This is a genomic window from Streptomyces sp. FXJ1.172 (assembly GCF_001636945.3).
In the GTDB taxonomy this organism is placed as follows: domain Bacteria; phylum Actinomycetota; class Actinomycetes; order Streptomycetales; family Streptomycetaceae; genus Streptomyces.
This window is the reverse complement of sequence record NZ_CP119133.2, coordinates 8659939-8686477: the sequence shown is the minus strand read 5'-3', so window position 1 is coordinate 8686477 and position 26539 is coordinate 8659939. Positions and strand designations below refer to the sequence as shown.

Annotated in this window: 22 protein-coding genes; 8 read left to right on the top strand and 14 right to left on the bottom strand. The window is 71.9% G+C overall.

Features of this window, described 5'->3' with window-relative positions:
- Window positions 1–75: 75 nt before the first annotated feature.
- Both A6P39_RS39275 and A6P39_RS39270 read left to right on the top strand, forming a co-directional pair.
- Window positions 76–4089: a Pls/PosA family non-ribosomal peptide synthetase gene (locus A6P39_RS39275; protein WP_079133604.1), complete on the top strand. Its 4014-nt coding sequence runs from the start codon at window positions 76–78 to the stop codon at window positions 4087–4089.
- The gene (locus A6P39_RS39270; protein WP_067051556.1) at window positions 4086–5510 is read left to right on the top strand and encodes a M1 family metallopeptidase; all 1425 of its coding nucleotides are present in this window, start codon (window positions 4086–4088) and stop codon (window positions 5508–5510) included. Before A6P39_RS39275 ends, A6P39_RS39270 begins: the two co-directional genes overlap by 4 nt.
- Before the next feature lie 23 nt (window positions 5511–5533).
- On the opposite strand, the gene A6P39_RS39265 is transcribed toward A6P39_RS39270, so the two are convergent.
- Both A6P39_RS39265 and A6P39_RS39260 read right to left on the bottom strand, forming a co-directional pair.
- The gene (locus A6P39_RS39265) at window positions 5534–6700 is read right to left on the bottom strand and encodes an FAD-dependent oxidoreductase (RefSeq protein WP_067051554.1); all 1167 of its coding nucleotides are present in this window, start codon (window positions 6698–6700) and stop codon (window positions 5534–5536) included.
- Window position 6701: 1 nt separating this feature from the next.
- Window positions 6702–7172, bottom strand: a complete 471-nt coding sequence (locus A6P39_RS39260; protein ID WP_067051552.1) for a hypothetical protein — start codon at window positions 7170–7172, stop codon at window positions 6702–6704.
- A gap of 73 nt (window positions 7173–7245) precedes the next feature.
- Between A6P39_RS39260 and A6P39_RS39255 the strand changes: the two genes are divergently transcribed.
- Window positions 7246–7839, top strand: a complete 594-nt coding sequence (locus A6P39_RS39255; protein WP_067051550.1) for a PadR family transcriptional regulator — start codon at window positions 7246–7248, stop codon at window positions 7837–7839.
- 91 nt (window positions 7840–7930) lie between these two features.
- Here the strand turns inward: A6P39_RS39255 and A6P39_RS39250 are convergent, their stop codons facing one another.
- From A6P39_RS39250 to A6P39_RS39240, 3 genes are all read right to left on the bottom strand, one after another.
- On the bottom strand, window positions 7931–9514 hold the full coding sequence (locus tag A6P39_RS39250) for an alpha/beta hydrolase (RefSeq protein ID WP_443053029.1): 1584 nt from the start codon (window positions 9512–9514) through the stop codon (window positions 7931–7933).
- Window positions 9515–9697: 183 nt separating this feature from the next.
- A complete protein-coding gene (locus A6P39_RS39245) occupies window positions 9698–10060 on the bottom strand; it encodes a hypothetical protein (RefSeq protein ID WP_067051546.1) in 363 nt (120 codons plus the stop codon).
- Window positions 10061–10218: 158 nt separating this feature from the next.
- Window positions 10219–10683, bottom strand: coding sequence for an SRPBCC family protein (locus A6P39_RS39240; RefSeq protein WP_067051544.1), 465 nt, complete (start codon window positions 10681–10683; stop codon window positions 10219–10221).
- A 46-nt stretch (window positions 10684–10729) separates the two neighbouring features.
- Between A6P39_RS39240 and A6P39_RS39235 the strand changes: the two genes are divergently transcribed.
- Window positions 10730–11350: a TetR/AcrR family transcriptional regulator gene (locus tag A6P39_RS39235; protein ID WP_067051542.1), complete on the top strand. Its 621-nt coding sequence runs from the start codon at window positions 10730–10732 to the stop codon at window positions 11348–11350.
- A gap of 16 nt (window positions 11351–11366) precedes the next feature.
- Here A6P39_RS39235 and A6P39_RS39230 read toward each other — a convergent pair whose 3' ends face one another.
- From A6P39_RS39230 to A6P39_RS39220, 3 genes are all read right to left on the bottom strand, one after another.
- Window positions 11367–12329 (bottom strand): LysR family transcriptional regulator, encoded by a 963-nt coding sequence (locus A6P39_RS39230; RefSeq protein WP_067051539.1) that lies wholly within the window; start codon window positions 12327–12329, stop codon window positions 11367–11369.
- Window positions 12330–12455: 126 nt separating this feature from the next.
- The gene (locus tag A6P39_RS39225; RefSeq protein ID WP_067051537.1) at window positions 12456–13211 is read right to left on the bottom strand and encodes an SDR family NAD(P)-dependent oxidoreductase; all 756 of its coding nucleotides are present in this window, start codon (window positions 13209–13211) and stop codon (window positions 12456–12458) included.
- A 36-nt stretch (window positions 13212–13247) separates the two neighbouring features.
- Entirely contained in the window at window positions 13248–13919 is a 672-nt protein-coding gene (locus A6P39_RS39220) for a VC0807 family protein (protein WP_159396132.1), read from the bottom strand.
- A gap of 177 nt (window positions 13920–14096) precedes the next feature.
- Between A6P39_RS39220 and A6P39_RS39215 the strand changes: the two genes are divergently transcribed.
- Both A6P39_RS39215 and A6P39_RS39210 read left to right on the top strand, forming a co-directional pair.
- On the top strand, window positions 14097–15395 hold the full coding sequence (locus tag A6P39_RS39215) for a sensor histidine kinase (RefSeq protein WP_079133610.1): 1299 nt from the start codon (window positions 14097–14099) through the stop codon (window positions 15393–15395).
- A complete protein-coding gene (locus tag A6P39_RS39210; protein ID WP_067051531.1) occupies window positions 15335–15991 on the top strand; it encodes a response regulator transcription factor in 657 nt (218 codons plus the stop codon). The genes A6P39_RS39215 and A6P39_RS39210 overlap by 61 nt, the downstream gene beginning before the upstream one ends.
- Window positions 15992–16035: 44 nt before the next feature.
- On the opposite strand, the gene A6P39_RS39205 is transcribed toward A6P39_RS39210, so the two are convergent.
- Together A6P39_RS39205 and A6P39_RS39200 are read right to left on the bottom strand one after the other, a co-directional pair.
- Window positions 16036–16260, bottom strand: coding sequence for a hypothetical protein (locus tag A6P39_RS39205; protein WP_267893356.1), 225 nt, complete (start codon window positions 16258–16260; stop codon window positions 16036–16038).
- Window positions 16261–16761, bottom strand: a complete 501-nt coding sequence (locus A6P39_RS39200; RefSeq protein ID WP_159396131.1) for a hypothetical protein — start codon at window positions 16759–16761, stop codon at window positions 16261–16263.
- A 457-nt stretch (window positions 16762–17218) separates the two neighbouring features.
- Between A6P39_RS39200 and A6P39_RS39195 the strand changes: the two genes are divergently transcribed.
- Window positions 17219–18016, top strand: coding sequence for an IclR family transcriptional regulator (locus A6P39_RS39195; protein WP_067051523.1), 798 nt, complete (start codon window positions 17219–17221; stop codon window positions 18014–18016).
- Between the two features lie 170 nt (window positions 18017–18186).
- On the top strand, window positions 18187–19725 hold the full coding sequence (locus tag A6P39_RS39190; protein WP_067051521.1) for an AMP-binding protein: 1539 nt from the start codon (window positions 18187–18189) through the stop codon (window positions 19723–19725).
- Window positions 19726–19844: 119 nt separating this feature from the next.
- On the opposite strand, the gene A6P39_RS39185 is transcribed toward A6P39_RS39190, so the two are convergent.
- From A6P39_RS39185 to A6P39_RS39170, 4 genes are all read right to left on the bottom strand, one after another.
- Window positions 19845–22283 carry a GcvT family protein gene (locus A6P39_RS39185; RefSeq protein ID WP_067051519.1) on the bottom strand — a complete coding sequence of 813 codons (2439 nt, stop codon included), beginning with the start codon at window positions 22281–22283 and terminating at the stop codon, window positions 19845–19847.
- Between the two features lie 208 nt (window positions 22284–22491).
- Complete coding sequence (locus A6P39_RS39180; protein ID WP_067051517.1) at window positions 22492–23454, bottom strand: ABC transporter substrate-binding protein; 963 nt, start codon at window positions 23452–23454, stop codon at window positions 22492–22494.
- A 13-nt stretch (window positions 23455–23467) separates the two neighbouring features.
- Window positions 23468–25444, bottom strand: a complete 1977-nt coding sequence (locus tag A6P39_RS39175) for an ABC transporter permease (protein WP_067051515.1) — start codon at window positions 25442–25444, stop codon at window positions 23468–23470.
- Complete coding sequence (locus A6P39_RS39170) at window positions 25444–26535, bottom strand: quaternary amine ABC transporter ATP-binding protein (protein WP_067051513.1); 1092 nt, start codon at window positions 26533–26535, stop codon at window positions 25444–25446. Before A6P39_RS39170 ends, A6P39_RS39175 begins: the two co-directional genes overlap by 1 nt.
- Window positions 26536–26539 lie beyond the last annotated feature (4 nt).

The window sequence follows — 26539 nt, the reverse complement described above, 5'->3', positions numbered from 1 at the left end:
CCCATGGTCCGGTCGTGTATAAATTGCAATGAGTTGGTGAACGTCCCGCCACGCCAGCGCCTCTGACAAGCCGTAATGGACGTCGCGACTTCGCATCCATCGGCACCGCACAGCAGAGGCACCACTTTGTCTTCGCCCGCATTCGATGCGCCCCACCAGCCCCTCACGCCATCCGACGGCCGGGCTCTGTTCCGTTCGGCTGCGGCTTCACCGCCGCGTTCCCTCATCGACATCCTGCAGGCCACCGTCGCCCGCCATCCGGACGCTCCCGCCCTCGAGGCGGGCACCGAAACACTGACCTACCGTGAGCTGTGGGCGGAGGTGCAGCGTCGCGCCCAGGTCCTCACCGGCCGGGGCATCGGTCCCGGCGACCGCGTGGGCGTCCGGGTGCCCTCCGGTACCGCGGATCTGTACCTGTCGATCCTCTCCGTACTGCACTGCGGGGCGGCCTACGTGCCGGTCGACGCGGACGACCCCGAGGAGCGTGCCGTCACCGTCTTCCGTGAGGCCGGGGTGTGTCTCGTCCTCGGGCCCCATCCGCAGCCCGCCCATCCGGCCGTGCCGTCGGGAACGGCGGCGCACCGCTGTACGCCCCTCCCTCAGGACGACGCGTGGATCATCTTCACCTCCGGCTCGACCGGCGCGCCCAAGGGGGTGGCCGTCACCCATCGGTCCGCGGCCGCCTTCGTGGACGCCGAGGCACAGCTGTTCCTGCGTGACCGCCCGCTCGGCCCCGGCGACCGTGTCCTCGCGGGACTGTCCGTCGCCTTCGACGCCTCCTGCGAGGAGATGTGGCTGGCCTGGCGCTCCGGCGCCTGCCTGGTGCCTGCCGAACGCTCGCTCGTCAGGGCCGGTCATGAACTCGGCGCCTGGCTGGAGGACCGTGGCATCACCGTCGTCTCCACCGTTCCGACGCTGCTGGCCATGTGGCCCGAACAGGCGCTGCGGCGGGTGCGGTTGCTGATCCTGGGCGGCGAGGCCTGCCCGCCCGGCCTGGTCGAACGGTTCGCCGGTCCCGGACGCGAAATGTGGAACACCTACGGTCCGACGGAGACCACCGTCGTGGCGTGCGCGGCCCGGCTGGTTCCCGGCCACACCGTGCGCATCGGACTGCCGCTCGCGGGCTGGGAGTTGGCGGTCGTCGACGAGGCCGGGGAACCGGTGGCGTACGGCGAGGAGGGCGAGTTGGTCATCGCCGGCGCCGGTACCGCACGCTATCTCGACCCTTCGAAGGACGCCGAGCGCTTCCGTCCGTGTCCCGCGCTCGACTCGCCGCGTGCGTACCGCTCGGGCGACCTCGTGCGCGCCGACGCCGAGGGGCTGGTGTTCCTCGGGCGCGCCGACGACCAGGTCAAGCTCGGCGGGCGGCGCGTCGAACTGGGCGAGATCGACGCGGCCCTGCTCGCGCTGCCGGGGGTGCGCGGCGCCGCAGCGGCCGTGCAGTCGACGGCGGTCGGCGCCCCGGTGCTGGTGGGCTACGTCATTCCGGAACAGACCACCGGCGGGCGGTCCGCGTTCGAGGCCGGCAAGGCCAGGGACCTGCTGAGCGAACGGCTGCCCGCACCGCTGGTGCCGGTGCTGGCCGAGGTGCCGGCGCTGCCCACGCGCGCCTCCGGGAAGGTCGACCGCAAGGCGCTGCCCTGGCCGGTGCCGCTGGCCGGCGGCGGGGGCGACGGCGGTGACGCGGAGCACCGGCTGTCGGGGACGGCGGCCCGGCTTGCGGACGTCTGGGAGCAGTTGCTGGGTCTGCGGCCCGGTCCGGACAGCGACTTCGTCGCGCTCGGCGGCACCAGTCTGACCGCCGCCCGCATGGCCTCGATGCTGCGCGCGCAGTACCCGGGCCTGTCCGTCGCCGATCTCTACCGGCACCCGGTGCTGCACCGCATGGCCGCCCACCTCGACTCCCTCGCCGGCCCCGCGCTGGAGGTGCGCCCCGCCCGGCCGATACCCCGACGGACGGCCGTCGTGCAGTTCTTCGTCCAGCTGGCCGGGTACGGGATCACGGGCCTGCGCGGGCTGGTCGGCCTGGCGGCGGCGGACAACGTGCTCGGCTGGATCGCGCCGCACCGCTGGGCCCCGCACACGGCGTGGTGGCTGGTCCTGGTCGGCTGGGCCGTGCTGTTCAGCGCGCCGCTGCGCTGCCTGATCGGAGCGGGCCTCGCCCGTACGCTGGCCGGCTCGATCACTCCGGGCGCCCACCCGCGCGGTGGGGCCGTGCACCTGCGGCTGTGGAGCGCGGAGCGGGCGGTCGCGTCGTTCGGCGTGCCGTCCTTGGCCGGCACGCCGTGGGCGGCCTGGTACGCCCGGCTCCTCGGCTGCCGCACCGGGCGGGACGTACGGCTGCACACGCTGCCCCCGGTGACCGGCCTGGCCGAGCTGGGGGACGGCTGCAGCATCGAGCCCGAGGCGGACATCGCGGGCTGGTGGCTGGACGGTGACACACTGCACGTCGGCCCGGTCCACGTCGGTGCGGGCGCCCGGGTGGGGCACCGCAGCACGCTGCTGCCCGGTGCCGTCGTAGGACGTGGTGCGGAGCTGACCCCCGGCAGCTGTCTGGACGGGCGGATCCCGGACGGCACCGTGTGGACCGGTTCGCCGGCCCGGCCGGCCGAGCCCGCCGAGCGTCTGGCGGGTGCCGGCTGGCCGGCACCGCCCGAGGACCGCCGGCGGCGCTGGCACCTGGCCTACGCGCTGTCCCTGGCCGGGCTGCCCCTGCTGTCCCTGCTGGCGGCGGCCCCGGCGCTGTTCGGCACCTGGCTGCTGGTCCGCTCCACGCCGACGCTGTCCGGCGTGGCCGGTCAACTGCTCGCCGCCGCACCGCTGTTCGCGGTCATGACCACCCTCTTCGGCATGCTGGTCACCGTGCTCGCCGTACGCCTGCTGAACCGGTCGATCAAGCCCGGTCTGCACCGCGCGGACGGGGGCGTGGCCTGGCGGGCCTGGCTGGTGACGCGGCTGCTCGACGGTGCCCGGGCCGGGTTCTTCCCGCTGTACGCGAGCCTGGCGACGCCGTACTGGCTGCGGATGCTCGGCGCGCGCGTCGGCCGTGGCGCCGAGATCTCGACGGTGCTTCCGCTGCCGTCGCTGCTCCGGGTGGACGACGGGGCGTTCCTCGCCGACGACACGCTCGTCGCGCCGTTCGAACTGCGCGGCGGATGGCTGCGGTTGGGGCCCGTGCGCGTCGGCGCGCGCGCGTTCGTCGGCAACTCGGGCATCGTCGGCCCCGATCGCGAGGTCGCCGACCACGCCCTGGTGGGTGTGCTGTCCGACGCGCCGGTGCAGGGCGAGCCCGGCATGTCCTGGATCGGGCGGCCGGCGATGCCGCTGCCCCGCCTGCCGGAAAGCGCTGACCCGGCACGCACGTTCGCCCCGCCCCGGCGGCTGGTGGCGGCGCGCGCGGCCGTGGAACTGTGCCGCGTCCTGCCCGTGATCATCGGCACGGTGCTCGCGGAATGCCTGCTGCTCGCCGAGCAGAGGTTCCTGGACATCGGCGGGCTGCCCCTGGCCGCGCTCGCCGGCATTCCGCTGCTGATGGCCGCGTCCCTGGTGGCCTGTCTGACCACGACCGGCGCCAAGTGGCTGCTCGTGGGCCGGTTCCGGTCCGGTGAGCGGCCGTTGTGGTCGTCGTTCGTGTGGCGCAACGAGCTGTTCGACACCTTCGTGGAGGTGCTGGCCGTGCCGTGGGGTGCGGGGGCGCACCTGGGCACGCCGGTGCTGAACTGGTGGCTGCGCAGCCTCGGGGCGCGCATCGGCCGCGGCGTGTGGTGCGACACCTACTGGCTGCCGGAGACCGACCTGATCAGTCTCGGCGACGGGGTCAGCGTCAACCGCGGATGTGTGCTCCAGACCCACCTCTTCCACGACCGGATCATGCGGATGGACACCGTACGGCTCGCGGCCGGCGCCTCCCTGGGCCCGCACAGCATCGCCCTGCCCGGCACCACGATCGGTGCCGGAGCCTCCATCGCCGCCGCCTCACTCGTGATGCGCGGTGAGACGGTGCCGGACGGCACCCGCTGGGCCGGCAACCCCATCGCCGGTGTCGGCGCGCCCAGCACCGCTGCGCTCGCCGGAGGTGAGGCGGCGTGACCCGGTGCAGCCGGCGCTCTCTCATCCGCGGCGCGGCGCTCGCCCCGCTCGCCGCGGCGGCCGCGGACCACACGCCGCCGCGGGCGGCACGCTATTTCGCGAACCACGGATCGGACGGCCACCGCACCCTCTCCTACGACCTGCACCTCGCGTACGACCCGGCCGCCGGCACGCTCGACGGGCGGGCGCACATCCGGGCGGTGGCGGAGCGGCCCCTGCCGCAGGTCGAACTCGACCTCGCCCGGCTGGCCGTGCACGACGCCCGCATCGACGGGGCCACCGTCCGCCCCGGCCGCAAGCGCAACAAGCTGATCCTGCCCGCGCCGCGCCCGATCGGCGCGGGCGCCCCGTTCAGTGTGGAGATCGGCTACGGCGGCCGGCCGGGTCCGCTGCGCACGCCGTTCGGGCAGATCGGCTGGGACCGCACCGGTGACGCGCACGACGGAACACTGGTCGCCTCCCAGCCGCTCGGTGCCCCCTCGTGGTTCCCGTGCAACGACCGCCCGGACGACAAGGCCGAGTTCACCTTCCGGGTGACCGTGCCCCACGGTCACCACGTGCTCGCCAACGGGACGCTGCTGGAGCGGAGCACGGCGGGGTCCTCGGAGTGCTGGACGTACCGTCACCGGGGCCCCATGGCCCCCTATCTCGCCTCGCTGTACACCGGCCGCTTCGCCTACGAGACCTGGACGGCCGAGGACACCGCGGCCGGCCGGCGCATCACCGGGCGCAATGCGTTCCCCGTACGGCTGTCCCGGCAGGCCCGGCATGATCTGGGCCGCCAGCCCGCCATGCTCGGCGCGTTCACCGAGTGGTTCGGGCCGTATCCCTTCGAGACGTACGGCGCGGTCGTCGTGGACGCCGACCTGGACCAGCCGGTGGAGAACCAGACGCTGTCCGTCTTCGGCCGCAACCACATCGACGGCGACCGCACCTGGGAGACGCTCGTCGCCCATGAACTCGTCCACCAGTGGTACGGCAACAGCGTGAGCCTGCGGAACTGGCGCGACATCTGGCTCAACGAGGGCTTCGCCACCTACGGCGAGTGGCTGTGGTCGGAGCACATCGGCGAGGACTCCGCCGACACCATCGCCCGGAACGTCTGGCGCACGCTGGCGAAGGGCTCGCAGAACCTGCGGATCGCGGATCCCGGGCCGCACCGCATCTTCGACGACCGTGTCTACAACCGGGGCGCGTGCGCGCTGCACGCGCTGCGCCTGACGATGGGCGACGGGCACTTCTTCGCGATGCTGCGCGGCTGGCACCACGCTCACCGCGGCAAGAGCGCCGAGACCGCCGCCTTCATCGCCCACGCCGGACACTCCCGGCCCGCGCAGATCGAGCCCCTGCTGCGCGCCTGGCTGTACGACGAGCGGCTCCCGCCCCTGCCGCATCCGGGCCCGGACCGCGTACGGGCCTGAGTCCGCCGCCGGCGCCGGCATCCTCACGCGGCGACGGGGGCGTCCCAGGGGATCCGGTGGTCGTACTGCCAGGCCATCTTCTCGGGGGTGGCGAGGCGGGCGAACACGGGCAGGAGAGCGTCCCGGAACACCCGGCCCACCGGGCCGGCGGCCTTGCCGCTGTTGGTGCGGGCGGCCTGCGCGATGACTCGTTCGACCCGGGCGCGGCGGGCCTGTTCGTAGGCGGCAAAGGCCTGCGGGTGCGGCAGGTCCCGCAGCGCGCGGGCGAGTTCCACGGCGCTCTCCGCGGCGAGCGAGGCGCCCTGGCCGGAGCTGGGGGTGGTGGCATGGGCCGAGTCGCCCACCAGCACCATCCGGCCGCGGTGCCAGTGCGGCACGTGCGGGAGGTCCTCCATGGGGCCGGCGGTGATCAGGTCCGCGGGTGGGGTGCGCCGCAGCAGGTCCAGGGCGGGGAAGGTGTCCTGGGCGAACGCCTCGTCCAGCCGGCCCAGCCACTGTTCGTTCGAGGTCTGCCGGGCTTGCTTCCATGTCAGGTAGGGGTGCGGGAGGTTGGCGAACCACACGCCGGTGCCGTCCTCGAAGGTCTGGTACCCGAAGAAGGCCCGGCGTCCGAAGGCCATGTACATCCGGTCGCCGGTGGGCGGCAGTGCGGCGCCCTCGACACGGGCGCCGAAGCCGAGCAGGCCCGAGTAGCGCGGCTCGGGCGCCTGGGGGTCGATCAGCCGGCGCACGGTGGAGCGCAGGCCGTCCGCGCCGATCAGGATGTCGGCCTCCTCACTGGTGGTGCCGTCGGCGAAGACGGCCCGGATGCCGGTGCCGCTCTCGCGGACCTCGGCCAGTTCTTGGCCGTGGTGGACCTGGACGCCCTGGTCCACGGCCAGGTCGTAGAGCCGTCGGTACAGGTCGGTGCGCCAGCTGAACTGCATGGGCTGGCGGATCTCGGTGATGGTCCGGCCCTTGTGGTTCTGCAGCACGATGGCGTTCATCGGGGCGCCGACGCGGTCGAGCCCGACCAGGCCGAGTGCGGCACGACCGTTGGGCGCGATGCCCAGGCCTCCGCCGATGCCGTCGGCGGTCGTCGCATGGGACTCGTGCACGGTGGCCTCGATCCCGGCCCGGCGCAGCGCGAGGGCTGCGACCGGGCCGGCGATGCCGCCGCCCACCACGATCGCGGTGCGGGTGCGGGTCATGTCAGTGGGTCCTCTCCCGGGTGGGGTCGTCGACGGTGGGCACGCCGCCGTCGCGGTGGGCTCGACGCAGGTCGTCCAGGTAGGCGCGCGAGCACATGGCGGTGAGCTGGGCGCTGCCGCCACGGCGGACGCGGATCTCGCCGTCGGCGACCGTTCCGGCCAGCCGCAGCCGGGCCGGGCCGGTGCCGGACTGTGCGTCCTTGACCCGGCCGCGGCCGGTGAAGGCGAGGTCCCAGTCGTCCACGGCGACGTCTTCGGGAAGCAGCAGGGTGAGCGTGGCAAAGGCGAGTGCCGGCCGCACGGTGACCGGCTCGGCCCAGTTGATCCGCTGCGAGCGGAGGTCCAGCACGACGGTGGCGCGGCGGGCGCGTACGTCGAACTCGGTGGCCTCGGTCCAGTGGCCGAGGTGCTTCACGGTGGCGTGGTCCGCGTGGATGCGCTCGGCGGACGCGAGCGGGGTCGCTGTCGTCATGAACCGATAGTTGCAGTGAAACTAGTCTCACGTCAACTAGTTCTGTTGAGATTGCCTCCGGTAGGCTCCAGGCATGCGCAGCTCCCCCCTCGGCCTCACCGTTCTCTCGCTGCTGCACATGCAGCCGCTGCACCCGTACGGCATCCAGCGGTTGATCAAGCAGTGGGGGAAGGACCAGGTCGTCAACGTCAGTCAGCGGGCGAGCCTGTACCGGACCATCGACCGGCTGCTCGAGGCGGGACTGATCGCGGTACGCGAGACCAGCCGGGATCAGCAGTACCCGGAACGCACCGTCTACGAGGTGACCGACGCGGGCCGTACGGCGACACGCAAGTGGCTGCGGGAGATGCTGGTCGCGCCGCGGGCGGAGTACCCGGAGTTCCCGGCCGCGCTCTCCTTCACCATGATGCTGCTGCCGCAGGAGGTGGAGGCCGATCTGTCCGGGCGTGCCTCCCAAGTACGGTCGCAGCTCGCCGAGTTGGAGGCGTCCGCCGAGCAGGCCCGCGAACTGGCGCTGCCCCGGATCACCACGCTCGAGGACGAGTACCGCCGCGCCGTGCTGACCGCGGAGCTCAACTGGCTCGACGCGGTCACATCCGACCTCCGCTCGGGCGCGCTCACCTGGGACTTCGAGACCCTGGCGGCGCTGGCCAGGGCCGCGTCCTGACACCGGGTGCGCGGGCCGCCGGAGTCACTTGACTCCGGCGGCCCGCGCGGTCACGTCCCCCGTTGCCGATTTCGCCGGCCGGCACGGTCCGTCAGAAGCGGGGCCCTGCCGGTGTGTGCTGCGGCGCCGGGACGAGAGGCTGGGCCACGCCGGGGCTCCGGGGAGCGGACGGCGCGCAGGTGACATCCCGTGCCAGGAGCCTTCCGGTGCTCAGGTAGGCGTTGACGGTGCGGTTGGCGCAGGCCCGCGGGTCCGCGGAGTAGACGCCGTGGCCCTCGCCGCCCTTGACGAACACCATGCGCGAGCCTTTCAGGGCGTGGTGCATGCCGAGCCCGCTGACCAAGGGCGTCTGGGGATCCCACTCGTTCTGGACGGTGAGCACGCCGACCTTGTTGTTCACGGTGGTGACGGGCTCGGCCGGCTTGTTCCAGAACGCGCACGGCAGGATGTTGGAGGCGATGTCGCCGTAGAGCGGGTACGCGGCCTTGTCGCGGATCGCGTCGCGCCGGTACTGCTCGGGGTCGCGCGGCCAGGCGGCCGTGTCGCCACAGACCACGGTCCAGAAGGCGGCCGTACCGTTGTCGGCCGGCGCCTGTGCGGCAAGAGCCGTGAACCCGCGCGGTCCCGGCTGGTCGCCCGGCGTCAGGGAGCCGCGGGAGGCCGCATGGCCGTCGGCGGCCTTCTTGAGGTTCACGACCGCCTCGGCCGCGTACTTGGGGGTGAAGAACGCGGGGCGCAGGGCGGCGCGGATGTCGTCGCCGGTGAGTTTGCGGCCGCCGTCGTCGACGGGTGAGCGGTCGGCGCGGGCGATCAGATCCCAGAACGCCTTCCTCACCTCGGCCGGGGTGCCGCCGAGCCGGTAGGTGCGGTCGCGCTGCGCCGTCCACCTGGTCCAGCGGGTGAACGCCGGCTCGGTGCCCTGCGCCCAGACCTGGATCATGCCCCGCCAGACCCGTGCGGGGTCGACCGCGCTGTCCAGCACCCAGCGGTCGGTCCGCTGCGGGAACATCTGCGCGTAGACGGCACCCAGGTACGTGCCGTAGGAGTAGCCCAGGTAGGAGATCTTCTTCTGGCCCAGAACGGCCCGGATGACGTCCATGTCACGGGCGGTGTTGCGGGTGGTGATGTACTTCAGCTTGTCGCCGTTCCTGGCACGGCACTTGTCGGCGACGGTCCGCGCCCAGGTGACGTCGCGCTTGAACGTCTCGGTCCGGTAGGCGTGTTCGAAGTTCTGCTCCGTGGTCGTGAGACCGCAGGTGACCGGGCTGCTGCGGCCCACGCCGCGCGGATCGAACCCGATGAGGTCGTACTGGTCGAGGACCTTCTTGGGCATCCCCTCCTTCATCATGACCGGCATGTCCAGGCCCTCGCCGCCCGGGCCGCCGGGGTTGAAGAGGATCACGCCGTGCCGCTTGCCGGGGACGCTGGTCCTCATACGGGAGATGGCCAGGTCGATGGTCTTGGCACCGGGGTGGTCGTAGTCGAGCGGGACCTTGATCGTCGCGCACTGCAGGGCGGCGGGCTGCGACGCGTCGCATCGCTGCCACGCGGGCTTCTGGTTCTCGAATCTGCTCAGCGGGTCTGCCGCGGATGCCTGCGCCGCGGGGGCGAGGGTGGCGAGCAGCGTCGCCGTGATCCCCGCGGTGAACAAGGGCGCCATGCGTCCTATCCGCACGATGGCCGATCCTTTCGGTCAACTTCCAGGACGGCACGACGATTTCGTGTCCGCGGGGACGGGCGAATCCATCTGTGGGGCGGACTTGCGCTCCTGCTACGACTCGCGGCGTAGGAAGAAAGAGACGTGGGGAGGAGAACCAGACGGGGATGGTCCACGTCCGCCCGGCCGTCCTCGCCGAGTTCACTGTCTGCGCACCGGCAGCCGACGGCCGGTCGTGCGGTCGGTCACGGTCCTCGAGCCGAGCACGGTGCGCAGGGTGGCTCGGGCCGGGCCGAAGCGCGCGACGGCCGGGCAGGCGACGCCCGGTCCCGTCCGGGTGACGACCTGCACGGTGAGCAGGACGGCCTTCGGGGTCTCGGCGGCGCGGAGGCGCGGAAGGCCGTCGCACCCGCCCGACACCGTCATGACGGTGAGGGTGCGGTCGTCGCCGCCGACGGTGACCGGCCGGGTGATGGATTCCTTGCGCGTGACGGTCTTCGCACCGCCTGCCGCCAGTGCCGAACATCCCGTCAGGACGACGAGGGCCGCGACGGCGGCCGGCACAACACGACGATCAAGTACAGGACTCTTGCTCTTCACAGGACAACGACGCCGACGGGAGCGGATTCGTTCCGTCCTGCCGAAGTCCGGCGCCCACCGCGGACGGAGATGTGGTGCAAACCTCCGTCGTGGCCGTCGGGTCCGCCGGCCGAACGGCGCTCTCAGGAGCCGGCGGCGGACACATGGCGGGCCAGTTCCACGGCCAGGCGCCGCATGACCGTGCGGTTGGCGCTCCGGATGGTGGCCCGGACGACGGGAGTCAGCAGGCGGTCGGCGAGCGGGGCGCGCGTCCAGGCGTACGTGAACGAGACCTGGCTCCCGCCGGAGGGCAGCGGTTCGATGGTGTAGGTGCCGTGGGCCAGGCGACGGCCGCCCGCGCTGACATTGCGTTCGACGATGCGCCGCGGCTCGTCGGCCTCGACGACCTCGACGGTGACGTCGGTCGTCGTCCCGGCCAGCGCGGCGGTGACCGTGGCGCATGATCCGACGCCGCGAGCGGGGCCGCTGTAGCGCCAGTCGGTCAGGTAGTGGTCGGTGAATCGCTCGTGGTGAGCCATGACATCGAGGAAGTCGTAGACCTGCTCGGGCGTCTGCGGTACGTCGGTCGACACGGTGACAGACTTCATGTACCACACGGTACATGCGGCATGTACCGTTCGGTACACTCGCGTTGTGGTGAACAGCGACGAGGCGGATCCGCAGGGCGGGGCCGCGCGCGGCACGGACGGGGACCGGCGCGCCCAGCTGGTGGACGCGGCCGTCGATCACGTGGCGGAACACGGCATCGCGGACCTGAGTCTGCGCCGCCTGGGCGCCGCGATCGGCGTCAGTCACCGCATGCTGATCCACTATTTCGGCACCAAGGAGCAGCTGCTCGTCGAGATCGTCCGCACGTCGGAGGGGCGCCAGCGCGAGCTGCTGTCCCGGCTCCGCACCCAGCCCGGCCTCTCCCCCGCCGATGCCGCGCGCCGGCTGTGGCAACAGCTGGCCGACCCCGAACTGGCCGGTCAGGAGCGGCTCTTCTTCGAACTCTGCGGGCAGGCGCTACGGGGCCGCCCCGAGGCGCTCCCGGTTCCCGAAGGGCTGGTGACGGACTGGCTGGAGCCGCACGTGAGCGCCGAGGTGGCGGCAGGGGCGGACCCTGCCCAGGCCCGGAACCGCGCCAGACTGGGGCTCGCCACCGTCCGGGGCCTGCTCCTCGACCTGCTCGCCACCGGCGACCGCGCCGGCGTCGACGCGGCGATGGAGGAGTTCCTCGGGCTGTACTACGGCGCGGAGGGGCGAAGTCCCTGAGGGCGGGGACGCCGGTTCACCGATCGGGCTCGGCCGTGGCGCCAAAGCGGCCGCTCTGGGCCCACGTCGGTACCCAGGCCGGCCCGTCGGTGCGGTTCGGCCGTACGGCAGCGAGGTAGGTGCGCAGGTCGGCGAGCGCCGGGTGAGGGTTGTCCGTGCGCCAGAGCAGGGAGTGGGGATAGACCGGCGTGGGGTTGTGCACGGGAATGCGCCGCAGGCCGTAGCTGGCGGGCCAGACGAGCGGTGTCCGTTCACCGAAGAAGGTGGCCAGCGAGTCCGAGTCGGCGATGGCGTCGAGGAGTGCCTCGACACCGAAGTTGGGGCCGATCGCGTCGATGGTGACGCCGAAGGCGGCGGCGAACGCGTCGTAGTAGGCGGCCCATTCGGTGCCGGGGACGTTGCCGGGCATCCAGATGCGCTGTCCGGCGAGCTGGGCCGGGGTGATCGCGGCGGCGTCGGCCAAGGCGTGGGCGGGGCCGACGCACAGCTGGAGGGGTTCGTCGTAGACCGGGACGCTCTCGATGCCTTCGGGGAGCCTGCTTCCGGGCAGGACGGCCCGGAAGGTGGCGTCGATGGAGCCCGCCTGGAGGGCGGTGACGGCCTGGTCGGCGTCGAAGAGGGTCACCACGTCGAGTTGTGTCTCCGGATGGGCGCTGTGGAAGTCCCGCAGCAGTCCGGCCGTGCCGGAGCGGCGGCCGACGACGTCGACGCGCAGGGCGCGGCTCCCCGGCCGCACGGACGCGACCGCGCGCTCTTCGGCCTGGAGGAGGGCACGGGCGTGGGGCAGGAACGCCTTGCCGTCGATGGTGAGGTCGACGCCGCGTCCGGTGCGGTCGAACAGCCGCACCCCGAGGTCCTGCTCGAGCGTGGCGATGCGCCTGGAGACGGCCTGCTGAGTGAGCGAGAGGTCGGCCGCGGTCTTCTGGAACTGGCCGGTGTCCACGACCGAGACGAACGTGCGCACAGCGTTGAGATCCACAGCGGACAGCCTACCGTCACAAGGATTATTTGTGGTTTGCCGTCGGCTTGCTTGGTTGATCTGCGGGTTCATCCCTGGCTGGAGGGTTCTGGTCAATGGACAGTTGTGACTCCCGGCCGTTGATCGTCACTTCCGGGTTCCGGTGTCCGCCCGTACGAGTTCCAGCTTCGGGAAGGCCACCGGCTCCGGGGCGCGGCCCGCCTGCAGCACGTACGCGCGCCCCGTCTCCTCACCCGCCGCGATGTCGGCGACCGACGCCGCGATCTCGGCGGGCTCGGCCAGGGCGAAGCCCTCGCCGACGATGTAGTCGACGGCCTCCGGCGGCAGGATCGGCGTGCGGACGAACCCCGGGCAGATCGCGTTGATCCGCACGCCCTTCTCCTGCCACGTCGGGGCCAGCGAGCGGACCAGTCCGATCACGCCGTACTTGGTCGCCGCGTACACCGGGTCGAAGGGGGCCAGCCCGACCCCGGCCATGCTGGAGGTCACCACGAGCGAGCCCCCGCCGTGCGCGGCCAGCGCCGGCAGCGCCGCGTGCAGTCCGTACATCACGCCGTGGAGGTTCACCGCCAGCACCCGGTGCTGGCGGTGCGCGTCGTAGTCGTCCTCCCCGAAGCCGCCGCCGTCGCCGATGCCCGCGTTCAGGTGCACCAGGTCCAGCCCGCCGTACGCCTCCACCGCGCCGGCGATCAGCGCGAGGTTGTCCTCCTCCCGCGTGGTGTCGGTCCGGACGAACAGCCCGCCCGCCTCCCGCGCCACGGCCGCGCCGCCCGCCTCGTCGATGTCCCCCACGACCACGTGCGCCCCGAGCCCGCCGAAGTGCCGCGCGACCGCCGCGCCGATGCCGCTCGCCGCCCCCGTGACCACTACCACCTGCGCCATGACCCTGCTCCTCCGTCGTCGGTTCCGATGCCTCTGTCAGGCCGCCGCCGGCGCCGTCGCGGCCTCGCTGCGGATGGCGGCGAGGCGCGCCGGCCCGCGCCCGTAGCGCCGGCTGAAGATCTCCAGGCCCACGAACAGCACCACGTACTGGAGCGTGGTCACGAGCATCACCGAGTCGACGGGCAGCGTGTACGCGAGCACGACCCGCACCGCCGAGTCCAGCAGCAGGCCGATGCCCCAGACCGCCGTCAGCAGCCGCATCACCTGGCGGAAGGTCGGCGACACCTGCCAGTTGTGCTCCACCTGAGTGCGCTTGTCCCCCCTCGTCACCGACGACAGGATCCGGTAGATGAAAGGCTGCCCGCGCAGCGTGGCCAGGAACACCAGCCCGACGATCCCGGTCATCCAGCCGTCCTTGGCGAACATGAAGCGCGGGCTCCCCGTCACGACCGACAGCGCCGCCCCCAGGGCCACCATGCTGAGCACCAGGATGCCCAGCAGCCCTACGCGCCGCTCGCGCACCACCGTCAGCAGCGCCTCCAGCGTCGGCGGAACGGCGCTCGCCGACACCGCCCACCACAGGCCGGCCCCGGCCGCCCGCAGCCCGTAGAACACGGCCAGCGGCGCGGCGACGTTCAGCACCAGGCTCTGCAGCATCGGCCCGTTCGGCGACCCCACGTCCTTGTTCACGTTACGCATCGCGCTCATGTCCTTCCCCCTGGTCCGTGTCCCTCGGACCGTGTCCTGTCCTGACGCCTTCGACGCTACGGAGCTGCGGGAACGCGCACATGGGGCCCAGCTGCCGAAAGGGGGTGTGCCCAGCCCCACCCCCGCACGGAGTCTGGGCACACGCCGTCCGTCCCAGGTCACGCCACACTGGTGGACATGACCACGACCGCCGGACGCGTCGCCCGCACCGCCCTGCGCCGGTTCGGGCGGCGCCACCGGGACCTCGGGTACTGCTGGGCGATCGGCTGGTGCGGCCTCGCGGCCCTGACGATGTTCTTCGTGTACCTGGCGGGCCGGCTCCGCACGGAGGGCGACCCGGACCACGGCTGGCTCCGCGCGGTGCGGGCGGTGATGGGCAACTACCGCAAGGTGCCCGGGCGGTGGGGCGGTACGGCCATCCCCAGCCCCTATCTCCGGGACCGGCCGCTGCGCGAGGATCCGGCCGGCCGCCGCGACCTGCTCTTCCTCGCGCTGGAACCGCTGGTCGCACTGGTGGTGCTGCTCGGCCCCGGCGCGCTGGCGTGGTTCGGCCTGTTCGGGCTGCTCGCCCCGGGTGTCGCCGCGCTGTTCGGCAGTCATCACGGCCTGCTCCACGAGCCGGTCGTGGCGGTGCCCGGTGGCCTCGCCCTGTACTGCGCCGCGCTGTGGCTGTCCGGCCCCGCCTCCCGGCTGCACGCCCGGCACTGGCTGCCGCGGCTGCTCGGCCCGGCACCTGCCGTCGCCGCCGAGGTGGAACGGCGCCGGCTGGCGGAGCGGGTCGAGGAGCTGACCGAGACCCGCCTCGCGGCCGTGGACAGCCGGGACGCGGAACTGCGCCGCATCGAACGCGACCTGCACGACGGCGCGCAGGCCCGGCTGGTGGCGATGGGCCTGGCCCTCGGCGCGCTCGAGACACTGATGGACACGGACCTGGACCGGGCGCGCGAGCTGGTACGGCAGACCCGCGAGAGTTCGGTGCGCGCCCTGACGGAGCTGCGCGCCCTGGTGCGCGGCATCCACCCGCCGGTGCTGGCCGAACGCGGGCTGGTCGACGCGCTGCGCGCGCTCGCCCTCGACGCCCCGCTCGAGGCCGAGGTCGATGCCGACGGGCTGCCGGGCCGCCCCGAAGGGCCGATCGAGGCCGCGCTGTACTTCGCCGTCGCCGAGCTGCTGACCAACGCCGCCCGGCACGGGGACGCGGCGCATGCCCGCGTCGAACTGAGCCACAGGGACGGCGTGTTGCGCTGTGTGGTGCGGGACGACGGGTGCGGGGGCGCCCGCGAGGAGGACGGGCCCCTGCTCGGGGCGGGCGGCAGCGGGCTGCGTGGCATCCGCCGCCGCCTGTCGGCCTTCGACGGTACTCTCGGCATCGAGAGCCCGGCCGGAGGGCCAACCCTGGTGACGATGGAGCTGCCTTGCGTGTTGTCCTCGCAGAAGACCTCTTCCTCCTCCGGGAGGGGCTCTGCACTCTCCTGACGGCACACGGCTTCACCGTCGCCGCCGCCGTGGCCAGCGGTCCGGAGCTGCGGCGGGCGCTGGCCGAGGAGGAGCTGGACGTCGCCGTGGTGGACGTACGGCTGCCGCCCACCTTCACCGACGAGGGGCTGCAGGCGGCGCTCGAGGCCCGGCGCAGGCGGCCCGGGCTGCCGGTGCTGGTGCTGTCGCAGCATGTCGAACAGCTCTATGCGCGCGAGCTGTTGGCTGACGGCACCGGGGGTGTCGGCTACCTCCTCAAGGACCGGGTCCTCGGCGCCGAGGAGTTCGTGGAAGCCGTACGCCGGGTCGCGGACGGCGGCACCGCGATGGACCCGGAGGTCGTGGCCAAGCTGCTGGGCGGCCGCCGCCGCGACGACCCGCTCGCCTCCCTCACGCCCCGCGAGCGCGAGGTACTGGCCCTGATGGCCGAGGGCTACTCCAACGCCGCTGTCGCCGCCCGGCTGTTCATCAGCGAGAGCGCCGTCGGCAAGCACTCGGCGAGCATCTTCGGCAAGCTCGGCATCACCGCCTCCGAGGAGACCAACCGCCGGGTGCTGGCGGTGCTGGCGTACCTGAACGGGTCCGGCCGCCCCTGATCCTGTCGGGGCCGCGAGCGGGAGATCCCGGCCGCGCTCCCTGCTCAGGTCACCTCGAAGACCACCTGCGAGGCGAGCGCGATGGCCAGTTCGTCGACCTCGTGCACCGCCTGTACGGGGTCGGGGCCGTCCACGGTGGTGACGAAGACCGCGGAGCGGGTGAAGGAGTTCTTCACCGGCGCGATGACATCTCCGGGGGACACCGTCAGATCGGCGGCCCGCACCGCCGGGTGCTCCGCCACGCGGCCCCTTCCGTGGACGGTGGTCAGCTACCCGGGCGGGGCGAAGAGGAACTGCACGCGGGCCGCGCCGCGGGGTTCCGGCAGGGGGGCGGGCGTGCGGCCGAGGAGGTCGTGCACCTTCTCCTCGACCAGTGCGACCAGGTCCTCCCGGCCGGCGAGCCGCTGCAGCAACGGCGGCGTGATCATCAGCGCCCCGACGTCCTGGCTGCGCAGGATGTGCCCGATCTGGTCGACGACGTGCAGCGCGTAGGCCTCCAGCTCATCCGTGCGCCCCTGGGCGGCCAGCCGTTTCGCCCAGCGCGAGTCCAGGTCCACGGTGAACACGACACGACCTGTCAGCCGGGTCAGCCGCTGGGCGAACGGACCTGACAGGTGCGGACCGGAGGGCATGGCCATCAGCCAGTTCACCTCCTGCCGCACAACGTGCTCGGCCAGGCTCGCTCGCCACAGGGACACATTGCGGTCCAGCCAGTCCTCCAGCAGGACCACCCGTTCGGGTACGCCCGTGGTGCCGCCGCTCTCGAGCACGGCGACCGGATGCGCCTCCCGCCGTACCCGCGTGGGATCAGGTCCTCGATCCGCACCTGCCGCAGCTCGTTCACCACGTTCGGGAAGAGGGCCAGATCGTCGAACGTCCTGACGTCGGTGAGCGGGTCGAAGTCCAGCCCGCGCGCCTGGTCCAGCCAGAACGCCGATCCGGTGTCCGGCCCGAAGTGCCACTGCATGGCGGCGCGGACGAACTGGTCGGGATCTTGCAGTTCCTCGAAGTCGATCACAGCGGCACGCACCGCCTCTCAGGGCCGGACCAGGTCGCTCCCCTGGTCAGCACGCTAGGCCAGCTCCCCACCGGCTGCCATCCGAACCGTCACGCACCGCATGGAAGGGCCGGGCGCTGACGAGCCCGTCCGGAGGCCCTGCGCACACCGCCGCACCGTGGTATACCGGCGTGGCGGGATACAGACACGCCACTGCGTATAGTTGCGCCATGAGCAACAGCGTTGCAGATAACGAAACACCAGGCTCCTCGGCGGGCGGGGTGCAGTCCGTCGACCGTGCCATCAGCGTCCTGGAGATCCTCGCCCAGCGCGGCGAGGCGGGTGTCAGTGAGGTCGCCGCCGAGATCGACGTCCACAAGTCGACCGCGTTCCGCCTGCTCGGTGCGCTCGAGGCACGCGGCCTGGTCGAGCAGACGGCCGAACGGGGCAAGTACCGGCTGGGGTTCGGGATCGTACGCCTCGCGGGTGCGGTCACCAGCCGTCTCGACGTCACCCAGCAGGGCCGTGCGGTGTGCGAGCGGCTGATAGAGGAGATCGGCGAGACCGTCAACATCGCGGTCCTGCAGGAGCACTACGCCGTCAACCTCTACCAGGTGCGCGGTCCCGGCGCCGTCGGCACACACAACTGGGTCGGGCAGCTCACCCCGGTGCACGCCACGTCCAGCGGCAAGATCCTGCTGGCCCACCTGCCGGCGAAGGAGCGGGCCCGCGTCCTCGCGGCCTCCGGGCTGCGCAGGCTGACGCCGCACACCCTGACCGCCAGGAAGAAGCTCGAGCAGAACCTCACCGAGGCGCGTGAGCGTGGCTACGCGGTGACGCTGGAGGAACTGGAGATCGGGCTGCACGCCATGGCCGCCCCGATCCGCTCCCGTGACGGCGAGGTCATCGCCGCGCTCAGCGCGTCCGGGCCGGCGTACCGCTTCACCGAGGAGCGTCTGCACGAACTGGCGCCCGCGCTGCTCAAGGGCGCCGAGGAGATCAGCCACCGGATGGGCCATCCGGGCTGACCCCCCTCCTGCGCCACCAGCTGACACCGGCCCGCCGGGCAGGGCGCGGAACCGCTGGAAGGGCTCATGCCCGACGCGTCATGAGCACATGACGGAACAGGTCGTGGAAGGCATGAACGGTCGCGACTAGCGTCGACGGTGTCCACCGGTTCCGACAGGGGGGAAGAGACATGAGCCACGCCACCGCGGAAGGCGGCTTCCGCAGCTACGTGGAGGCCGTACTCGACGCACTGTCCGCCGAGCCGTCGCGCGCGGCCGTCACGACCGCCGAGGGGCTCGTGATCAGCGCGGGCGGGTTACGGGACCGGATCCACCGGCTCGGCGGGGAACTGGCGGAGCGCGGGGTGGGCCGCGGCACCACGGTCACCCTGCTCACCGGCAACACCGCCGAGGCCCTCGTCGCCCGCTACGCCGCCAATCTGGCCGGTGCCCGGGTGGTCTCCCTCTACGAGGGCATGAGCCCGCCCGTCATGGCCCGCGTGATGGCGAGCGTGGACTGCTCCCTGCTGCTCGTGGACGGCCAACGCCACGACACCGCACGGGAGTTGTCACAGCTCCCCGACGGTCCGCAGATCCTTGGCCTGGGTCCGAGCGGCTTCGCCGAGGACGTCCTGGCCACGGCCGCCCGGCGCCCCGCGCGGCCGATGGCCTCTGCGGTGGGCCCGGACGACGACTGGTGCATCCGGCACACCGGCGGAACCACCGGGATCCCCAAGGGCATCCGCATGACCCACGGCCCCTACCGGCAGAGCCTCGCGTACCCGCTCACCGACGCCGGTGACCCGCCCCGCTTTCTGGCCTGCACCTCACTCGCCCATCTCGCCGGCATCTTCGCCGACCGGGCGCTGCACCAGGGCGGCTCGGTGGTCCTGCGGCACGCTTTCGAGGCCGGGGACGTGCTGGCCCTGATCGAGCGCGAACGCATCACCCACACCTGGCTGTTGCCGCCGCTGCTCTACCAACTGCTGGACCACCCGGACCTGCCCCGCACCGATCTGTCCAGCCTGAGCCGGATCAGCTACGGCGGCACCGCCGCCTCACCCGCCAGGCTGCGGCAGGCGGCCAAGGTCCTGGGGCCCGTGCTCTACGGCCTGTACGGGCAGTCCGAGGCGCAGATGATCACCGAGGCGCGCCCCGAGGACCACGAGGTGACCGGTCCCGGCGGGCAGCTGACGGTCGGCCGGGCCCTGCCCGGCGTGGAGATCGCCGTCGTGGACGCCGACGGCACCACCCTGCCGCCCGGGGAACGCGGCGAAGTGCAGGTGCGCTCGCCCTATGTGATGCAGGGCTACTGGAAGCAGCCGGAGCTGACCGCCGAGGTGCTGCGGGACGGCTGGGTGCGCACCGGTGACGTCGGCTGTCTCGACGAGGACGGCTACCTCTACATCGTGGACCGGATCAAGGAGATGATCGTGGTCGTAGGGGGCCATGTGTATCCGGCGGAGCTGGAGGACCTTCTCCTGAGCCACCCGGCCGTCGCCCAGTGCGCGGTCTACGGCGCCCGGGACGAGGAGTCGGTGGAGCACGTCCACGCCGCCGTGGTGCCCGTCGCCGGACAGCGGCCCTCGCTGGCGGAGATCCGTGACTTCGTCACCGCCCGCAAGGGCCGCCTCTACGCTCCCGACGCCCTGCACCTGGTGCCCGCCATTGCGCTGACGGCGGCGGGCAAGCCGGACAAGCGGCTGCTGCGATCCCGGCTGTCCGGCTGAGCCGCCGCGTCTCCAGGCGGGGTCGGCGTCGCGGTCAGGTGAGTTCGCGACGGACGGCGGCGGCGGTCGCCCCGCAGTCGAGGAGTTGTGCGGTCACCGGTGGTGTTCCTTCCCCTGGGCTAGCCGCGGAGGCGGGACATGGCCGGGTCGAAGAGCGGCTCCTCGGCGACGACCGCCTCGATCCGCCGGTCGAAGTAGCCGATGTGCACGGTGGTGCCGGGGACGGCCAGCTCGGCCGGGAGCCAGGCGTAGGCGATGCCCTTGCCGATGGTGTAGCCGTGGGCGGCGCTCGTGACGTAGCCGACGGCGCGGTCACCGTCGTACACCGGCTCCTTGCCCATGACGACCGCCTGTGGGTCGTCGATGGTGAGACAGCTCAGCCTGCGCCGTACGTCGGCCTTGCGGCGTTCCAGCGCGGCCTTGCCGATGAAGTCGCCCTTGTCGAGCTTGACGGCGAAACCGACGCCGGCCTCGTAGGGGTCGTGCTCGTAGGTCATGTCGGTGCCGAAGGAGCGGTAGCCCTTCTCCAGGCGGAGGCTGTTGAAGGCGCCCCGGCCGGCGATGATGCCGCCGAGCGGCTCGGCCGCCGCCCACAGGGTGTCCCACAGCTTCTGGCCCAGGTCGGCGGTGGTGTACAGCTCCCAGCCCAGCTCACCGACGTACGACAGACGCATGGCCGTCACCGGGACACTGCCGATGTGGGCGTGCTTGGCGCGGAAGTACTTCAGGCCCTCGTTGGAGAAGTCCTCGCCGGTCAGCGGCTGCAGGACCTCGCGGGCGAGCGGGCCCCACAGCCCGATGCAGCAGGTGCCGGCCGTGATGTCACGGACCTGGACGCGGCCGTCGGCGGGCAGGTGGCGGGTGAGCCAGTCGAGGTCGAGGTTGCCGTTGGCGCCGACCTGGAAGCGGTCTCGGGCGAGGCGGGCGACGGTGATGTCACTGCGGATGCCGCCGTCGTGGTCCAGGAGCAGGGTGTACGTCACCGAACCGACCGACTTGGCGACCTTGCCGGTGACCAGCCGCTCCAGGAAGTCGGCGGCTCCGGGGCCGCTGACTTCCAGGCGCTTGAGGGCGGTCATGTCGTAGAGGGCGACCTTCTCGCGGGTGACCTGGGCCTCGGCGCCGACGACGGGCGACCAGTAGCGGGCGGCCCAGTCGTTGGGGGTGGGGATCGAACGGCCTTCGACCAGGCCCGCGTTGGCCTCGTACCACTGGGGGCGCTCCCAGCCGTTCGCCTCCAGGAAGAACGCGCCGTGTTCCTGCTGGCGGGCGTAGAACGGGCTGGTGCGGATCGGGCGCGGCTTTCCGGAGGGCTGGAGGGGGTGGAGGATGTCGTAGACCTCGGCGAAGTTCTGGCAGTCGCGGGCCAGGACGTACTCCGGCGAGAGCTGGTGCGGCTCGAAGCGGTTGACGTCGCACTCGTGCAGGTCGAACGAGGAGCAGTGGCCGTCGACCAGCCATTCGGCGACGGCCCGGCCGACGCCCGCCGAGTGGGTGACCCACACGGCCTCGGCGACCCAGAAGCCCTGGACGTCCGGGGACTCGCCGAGCAGCGGGTAGCCGTCGGTGGTGAAGGAGAACAGACCGTTGATGCCCTCCTCGACCTTGGCCTCGCGGGTCGCGGGCAGCAGGGACTTCGTCTCGGTCCAGGCCTCCTCGAAGTCCTCCTCGGTGAACTTCATGACCGAGGGCATTTCTTCCGCCTCGTCCACGGAGAGGATGTCGTCGGCGGAGACCGGCATGGGGCGGTGGCCGTAGTAGCCGATGCCGAGGCCGTCGAAGCGGTCGCGGTAGTAGAGGTCGGCGTCCTGGTGGCGCAGGATCGGGCGGACCGCCTCCTCGGTCTGGCCGGCCAGGGCGGGGACCGGGCCGGTCCAGGCGAGCTGGTGGGCGAGCGGGGTGAGGGGCAGGTTCATCCCGGCCATGCGGGCGATCTTCGGGCCCCAGATGCCGGCGCAGCACACGACGATGTCGGCGGGAAGCTCGCCCTGGTCGGTCACCACGCCGGTGACCCGGCCCTCGCTCTGCCGCACGTCCAGGACCTCGTGGCGGGCGAGGAAGCGGACACCGCGCTCGGTGGCCCGGCGGATCTGTGCCTCGACGGCGAGGACGGCCTTGGCGAGGCCGTCGGTGGGGACGAGGAGGCCGCCGAGGACCCTGTCCCGGTTCACCAGTGGGTGCTGCTCCACACACTCGTCGGGAGTCAGCAGGCGTGCCTCGACACCCCAGGCGGTGATCCAGCCGTGGCGGCGGTGCAGTTCGGCGAGGCGCTCGGGGCTGGTCGCCACCTCGAGGCCGCCGACCTGGAGGAAGCAGGGCTCACCGTCGACCTCGAGGGAGCAGAACTTCTCGACGGTGTAGCGGGCCAGCTCCGTCATGGTCTTCGAGGGGTTCGTCTGGAAGACCAGGCCCGGGGCGTGCGAGGAGGATCCCCCGGTGGCCGGGAGGGGGCCCTGGTCGACCACGGTCACTTCGGTCCAGCCGCGTGCGGAGATCTCGTCCGCCAGGGCCGCTCCCACGACACCCGCTCCGATGATCACCACTCGGGGTCCCGCCATCGCCCAACCTCCGAACTTGAGACCGGTCCAGTTGCTTTCTGCGCAACTTGATTCAGGCTGCGCAACTCAATGTGCCCGTCGCCGAGAGGGGTGTCAAGGGGGCGGTGACGTCGGAGAACAGCCCGGAACAAGGCGATGCCCGGCGGGCGGTGCGCACAGGTGCGCACCGCCCGCCGGGCCTGTTCGACCGGCCTCGTCCCGGCTCCGGCTACTTCAGCCAGGCCTTGACCTTGTCGGGGTTCGCGTCGACCCACTTCCTGGCCGCGGCGTCGTCCGACATCTTGTCCACCGCGATGTACTTGGCCACGGCGTTCTGGTCGTCGTTCGTCCAGTTGAAGTTCTTCACCAGGTTGTACGCCGGGCTGCCCGACCTGGCGAAGCTCGAACTGACGATCTTGTCCAGGTTGTACACCGGATAGTCGCAGGCCACCTTGGCCGCGTCGGCGTCGCAGCCCGTCTTGTACGTCGGCAGGTTCACCTTGACCAGCGGCACCTCGGACATGAACCACTGCGGCTCGTAGAAGTAGCCGATCACCCACTGCTTGTTCTTCTCGGCCGTCCGGTACGCCTGGATGAGCGCGGTCTCGCTGCCCGCGTACACCACCTTGAAGTCGAGCTTCAGGTTCTTCACCAGCGCCGCGTCGTTGGTGACGTAGGACGGGTCGCCGTCGAGGAGCTGGCCCTTGCCGCCCGACTCGGAGGTCTTGAAGTCGGCCGCGTACTTGTTGAGGTTCTTCCAGTCGGTGATGTCCGGGTGGGCCTTGGCCAGCCACGGCGGCACGAACCAGCCGATGACGCCCTTGTTTCCGGTCTGGCCCGCCTCGACGGCGGTCTTCTGGCCGGTCATGTACTTCTTCTTCAGATCGTCATGGCCCCAGTTCTCCAGGACGGCGTCCACCTCACCGGTCCCGAAGCCCTGCCAGGCGATCTCCTCCTTCAGGTCCTTCTTGTTGACCGTGCAGCCGAGGTCGTGCTGCGCGACGTACGCGACGACCGCCGCGTCCGCCTCGTAGCCCACCCAGGGGTTGACGGCCAGGTTGAAGGTGCCGCACTTGCCGCCCGAGGCCTTGGAGCCCGAGGTGCTGTCGCCGACCTTCGCCCCCGAACAGGCCGTGAGGGTGAGGCCGAGGACGGCCAGGCCGGCCGCGCCGGCTCGCCAGTGTCTTGCCATGGTGTCGTGCTCCTTATGCCCTGGTGCGTCGTGCCGCAGCCTGAGTGATCCGGTCGAACATGACTCCGAGCAGTACGATGGCGAGCCCCGCCGCCAGCCCCTTGCCGTACAGCTCTCCCTGCGAGAACCCGGCCACGACGTCGTAGCCGAGTGCTCCGGCCCCTACCAGGCCGCCCACAACAACCATCGACAGCACGTAGATCAGACCCTGGTTGGTCGCGAGGGTCAGGGCGCTGCGTGCCATCGGCAGCTGGACCTTGGTGATGATCTGCCAGGTGTTGCACCCGGCCGAAGTGGCCGCCTCCACGGTGGACTCGGGCACGTTCCGCACACCGTCCGCGATGATCTTGATGGCGACGGGTGCCGCGTAGACGACGGCCGCGACGATCGCGGTGAACCGGGTGGCGCCGAACAGGGCCAGGAACGGCACGAGGTAGACGAACGGCGGCATGACCTGTGCGGCGTCCAGCGTGGGCCGCACCAGCCGGTCCACGAGCGGGCTGCGTCCCATCCACACGCCGAAGACGACACCGAGCAGCATCACCAGCACCGTGGCCACGGCGGTCGAGGCGAGGGTGGTCATGCTGTCCGACCACACGCCCGTACCGACCAGCAGCCCGACGCACACGGCGGCCGTCACCGCGGCCCACCGGCCGCCGAGCACCGCGCCGAGCGCGACCAGGGTGATGCCGACGAGCCACCACGGGGAGTCGGTGAGCAGCGTCTGGAAGGGGTTGAGCAGGCCGTTGGTGATGGCGTCCCGCAGGGCGTTGGTCAGTCCCGAGAGATGGTCCTGCAGCCAGGTGGTGGCGGTGTCCGCCGCGCTCGCGATGTGACTGCCGGTGCTGCCGTTGCCGGGGAACTCGGCCGCCCAGACGTAGGTGTGGGACAGGTAGACCAGGACGGCGGCCGCGATCCCGCCGGCCACCAGCAGCGGCCGGCGCCACTTCAGGAGGCGGCCGCCGGTGCGGCGGGCCGCCTCGGCGCGTCCGGCCGCCGCCGTGGTGACCCGGTCGAGCACGATGGCCATGACGACGATGGCGAGGCCGGCATTGAACGCGGTCCCCACATCGAGGGACTGCAGCGCCTGGACGACGGTCTTGCCGAGGCCGGGCGCGTCGATCAGGGCGGCGATGGTCACCATGGCGAGGGCGGCCATGATGGTCTGGTTGACGCCCATGACGACCGTGCGCTTCGACATCGGCAGCAGGACTTTCACCAGTTGCTGGGTGCGTGTCGCGCCGAGCGAGTCGGCCGCCTCGACGGTGGTCTCGGGCACGGAGCGGATGGCGTGCGCGGTGATGCGGATGGCGGGCGGTGCCGCGTAGATCACCGTGGTGATCACGGCGGAAGCCCCGCCGATGAGGAAGATCAGGGTGAGCGGGGCGAGGTAGACGAAGGTCGGCATCGTCTGCATGAAGTCCAGGAAGGGCGTCATGATCCGGTTGAACCGGTCGGACAGGCCGGCCCACACACCGAGCGGGATGCCGATGAGCAGCGCCACGACGACGGCGGACAGGGTCAGCGCCAGGGTGTCCATGCTCTCCTGCCACAGCCCCTGCAGCCCGAAGAAGGTGAAGCCGGCCACGGCCAGCAGGGCGACCCGCCAGTTGCCCACGGCCCAGGAGACATAGCCGGTGACGCCGACGACGCCGAGCCAGCCGATCTGCGGGACGGGCCGGGTGCCGGTGGGCTGGGAGATCAGGGACTGGACGAAGGTCACCAGGTTGTCGATGGCCAGCCGGATCTCGTTGAAGAAGTAGAGGAACAGCGGGTTGGAGTTGCGGTTGGCCCCGATGCTGTCGTTGAGGTCGTTCAGCCAGCGGTGCAGTGCGGTGAGGTCGGCCGCCGCGAGGGTCAGCGTCTGCCGGCCGCGCAGGACGGCGAAGAGCACCAGCCAGGCGAGCAGGATTCCCGCCACCACCATGGGACGGCTGACCTTCTTGCGTATCGTCGCGACCGGCGCGGTCGCGTCGGCGGCGACGGCCATCACGCGCCGCCTTCCCGGCCGGCGACGACGGAGAGGATCTCCTCGTCGCCGACGATGCCGAGCAGCTTGCCGCGCTCGACGACCTTGACCGGTTTCTCGGCGGCCAGTACGGCCCGGGTGGCCTCGCGCACCACGACGTCGGGGCCCAACTCGGGCCCGTCGAGGGCGTCTTCGGGCTCCGCGGGACGCATGATCCAGCGCAGGGTCAGGACGTCACCGCGGGGTACGTCCTTGACGAAGTCGCGTACGTAGTCGTCGGCGGGTGCACCGACCAGTTCGTCTCCGGTGCCGCACTGCACCATCTTGCCGTCGCGCATGATCAGGATGCGGTCGCCGAGTTTGAGTGCCTCGGAGAGGTCGTGGGTGATGAACACCATGGTCTTGCCGACCTCGTGGTGCAGGCGGATGACCTCGCTCTGCATGTCGCGGCGGATCAGCGGGTCGAGCGCGGAGAACGGCTCGTCGAAGAAGAGGACGTCGGGGTCGCCGGCGAGGGCGCGGGCGAGTCCGACGCGCTGCTGCATACCGCCGGAGAGCTGGTCGGGGTAGGAGTTCTCGTATCCGGCGAGGCCCACCAGTTCGACGACCTCCAGGGCCTTCCTGGTGCGCTCGGCCTTGCCCATGCCCCGTATCTCCAGGCCGAACGCCACGTTGTCCACGACCCTGCGGTGCGGCAGCAGGCCGAAGTGCTGGAAGACCATGGAGAACTTGCTGCGGCGCAGTTCGCGCAGCCGCCTGGGATCGGCGTCCCGGATGTCCTCGCCCTCGAAGACGACCTCCCCGGCGGTCGGTTCGATCAGCCGGGTCAGACATCGCACCAGGGTGGACTTGCCGGAGCCGGACAGGCCCATGACGACGAAGACCTCGCCGGGCGACACCTCGAAGTCCACGTCCCGTACGGCGGCCGTGCAGCCGGTGCGGTCCATCAGCTCGCGGCGGGTGAGACCGCACAACTCCGCCGAGCCGGGCACCTCGTCGGCCTTCGGCCCGAACACCTTCCACAGCCGGCGCACGGAGATGACCGGGGTGCGGTCCTCGGGGTCCTGGGACGTGTCGCGCCGCCGCGACACCTCGGTCTGTGCTGGGGTCACGATC

Excerpts from the sequence above, each read along its gene's own strand:
- A6P39_RS39275 (WP_079133604.1), top strand. The coding sequence starts at position 76 with ATGGACGTCGCGACTTCGCATCCATCGGCACCGCACAGCAGAGGCACC.
- A6P39_RS39265 (WP_067051554.1), bottom strand. The coding sequence starts at position 6,700 with ATGACCCGCACCCGCACCGCGATCGTGGTGGGCGGCGGCATCGCCGGC.
- A6P39_RS39260 (WP_067051552.1), bottom strand. The coding sequence starts at position 7,172 with ATGACGACAGCGACCCCGCTCGCGTCCGCCGAGCGCATCCACGCGGAC.
- A6P39_RS39255 (WP_067051550.1), top strand. The coding sequence starts at position 7,246 with ATGCGCAGCTCCCCCCTCGGCCTCACCGTTCTCTCGCTGCTGCACATG.
- A6P39_RS39240 (WP_067051544.1), bottom strand. The coding sequence starts at position 10,683 with ATGAAGTCTGTCACCGTGTCGACCGACGTACCGCAGACGCCCGAGCAG.
- A6P39_RS39225 (WP_067051537.1), bottom strand. The coding sequence starts at position 13,211 with ATGGCGCAGGTGGTAGTGGTCACGGGGGCGGCGAGCGGCATCGGCGCG.
- A6P39_RS39220 (WP_159396132.1), bottom strand. The coding sequence starts at position 13,919 with ATGAGCGCGATGCGTAACGTGAACAAGGACGTGGGGTCGCCGAACGGG.
- A6P39_RS39215 (WP_079133610.1), top strand. The coding sequence starts at position 14,097 with ATGACCACGACCGCCGGACGCGTCGCCCGCACCGCCCTGCGCCGGTTC.
- A6P39_RS39195 (WP_067051523.1), top strand. The coding sequence starts at position 17,219 with ATGAGCAACAGCGTTGCAGATAACGAAACACCAGGCTCCTCGGCGGGC.
- A6P39_RS39190 (WP_067051521.1), top strand. The coding sequence starts at position 18,187 with ATGAGCCACGCCACCGCGGAAGGCGGCTTCCGCAGCTACGTGGAGGCC.
- A6P39_RS39185 (WP_067051519.1), bottom strand. The coding sequence starts at position 22,283 with ATGGCGGGACCCCGAGTGGTGATCATCGGAGCGGGTGTCGTGGGAGCG.
- A6P39_RS39180 (WP_067051517.1), bottom strand. The coding sequence starts at position 23,454 with ATGGCAAGACACTGGCGAGCCGGCGCGGCCGGCCTGGCCGTCCTCGGC.
- A6P39_RS39175 (WP_067051515.1), bottom strand. The coding sequence starts at position 25,444 with ATGGCCGTCGCCGCCGACGCGACCGCGCCGGTCGCGACGATACGCAAG.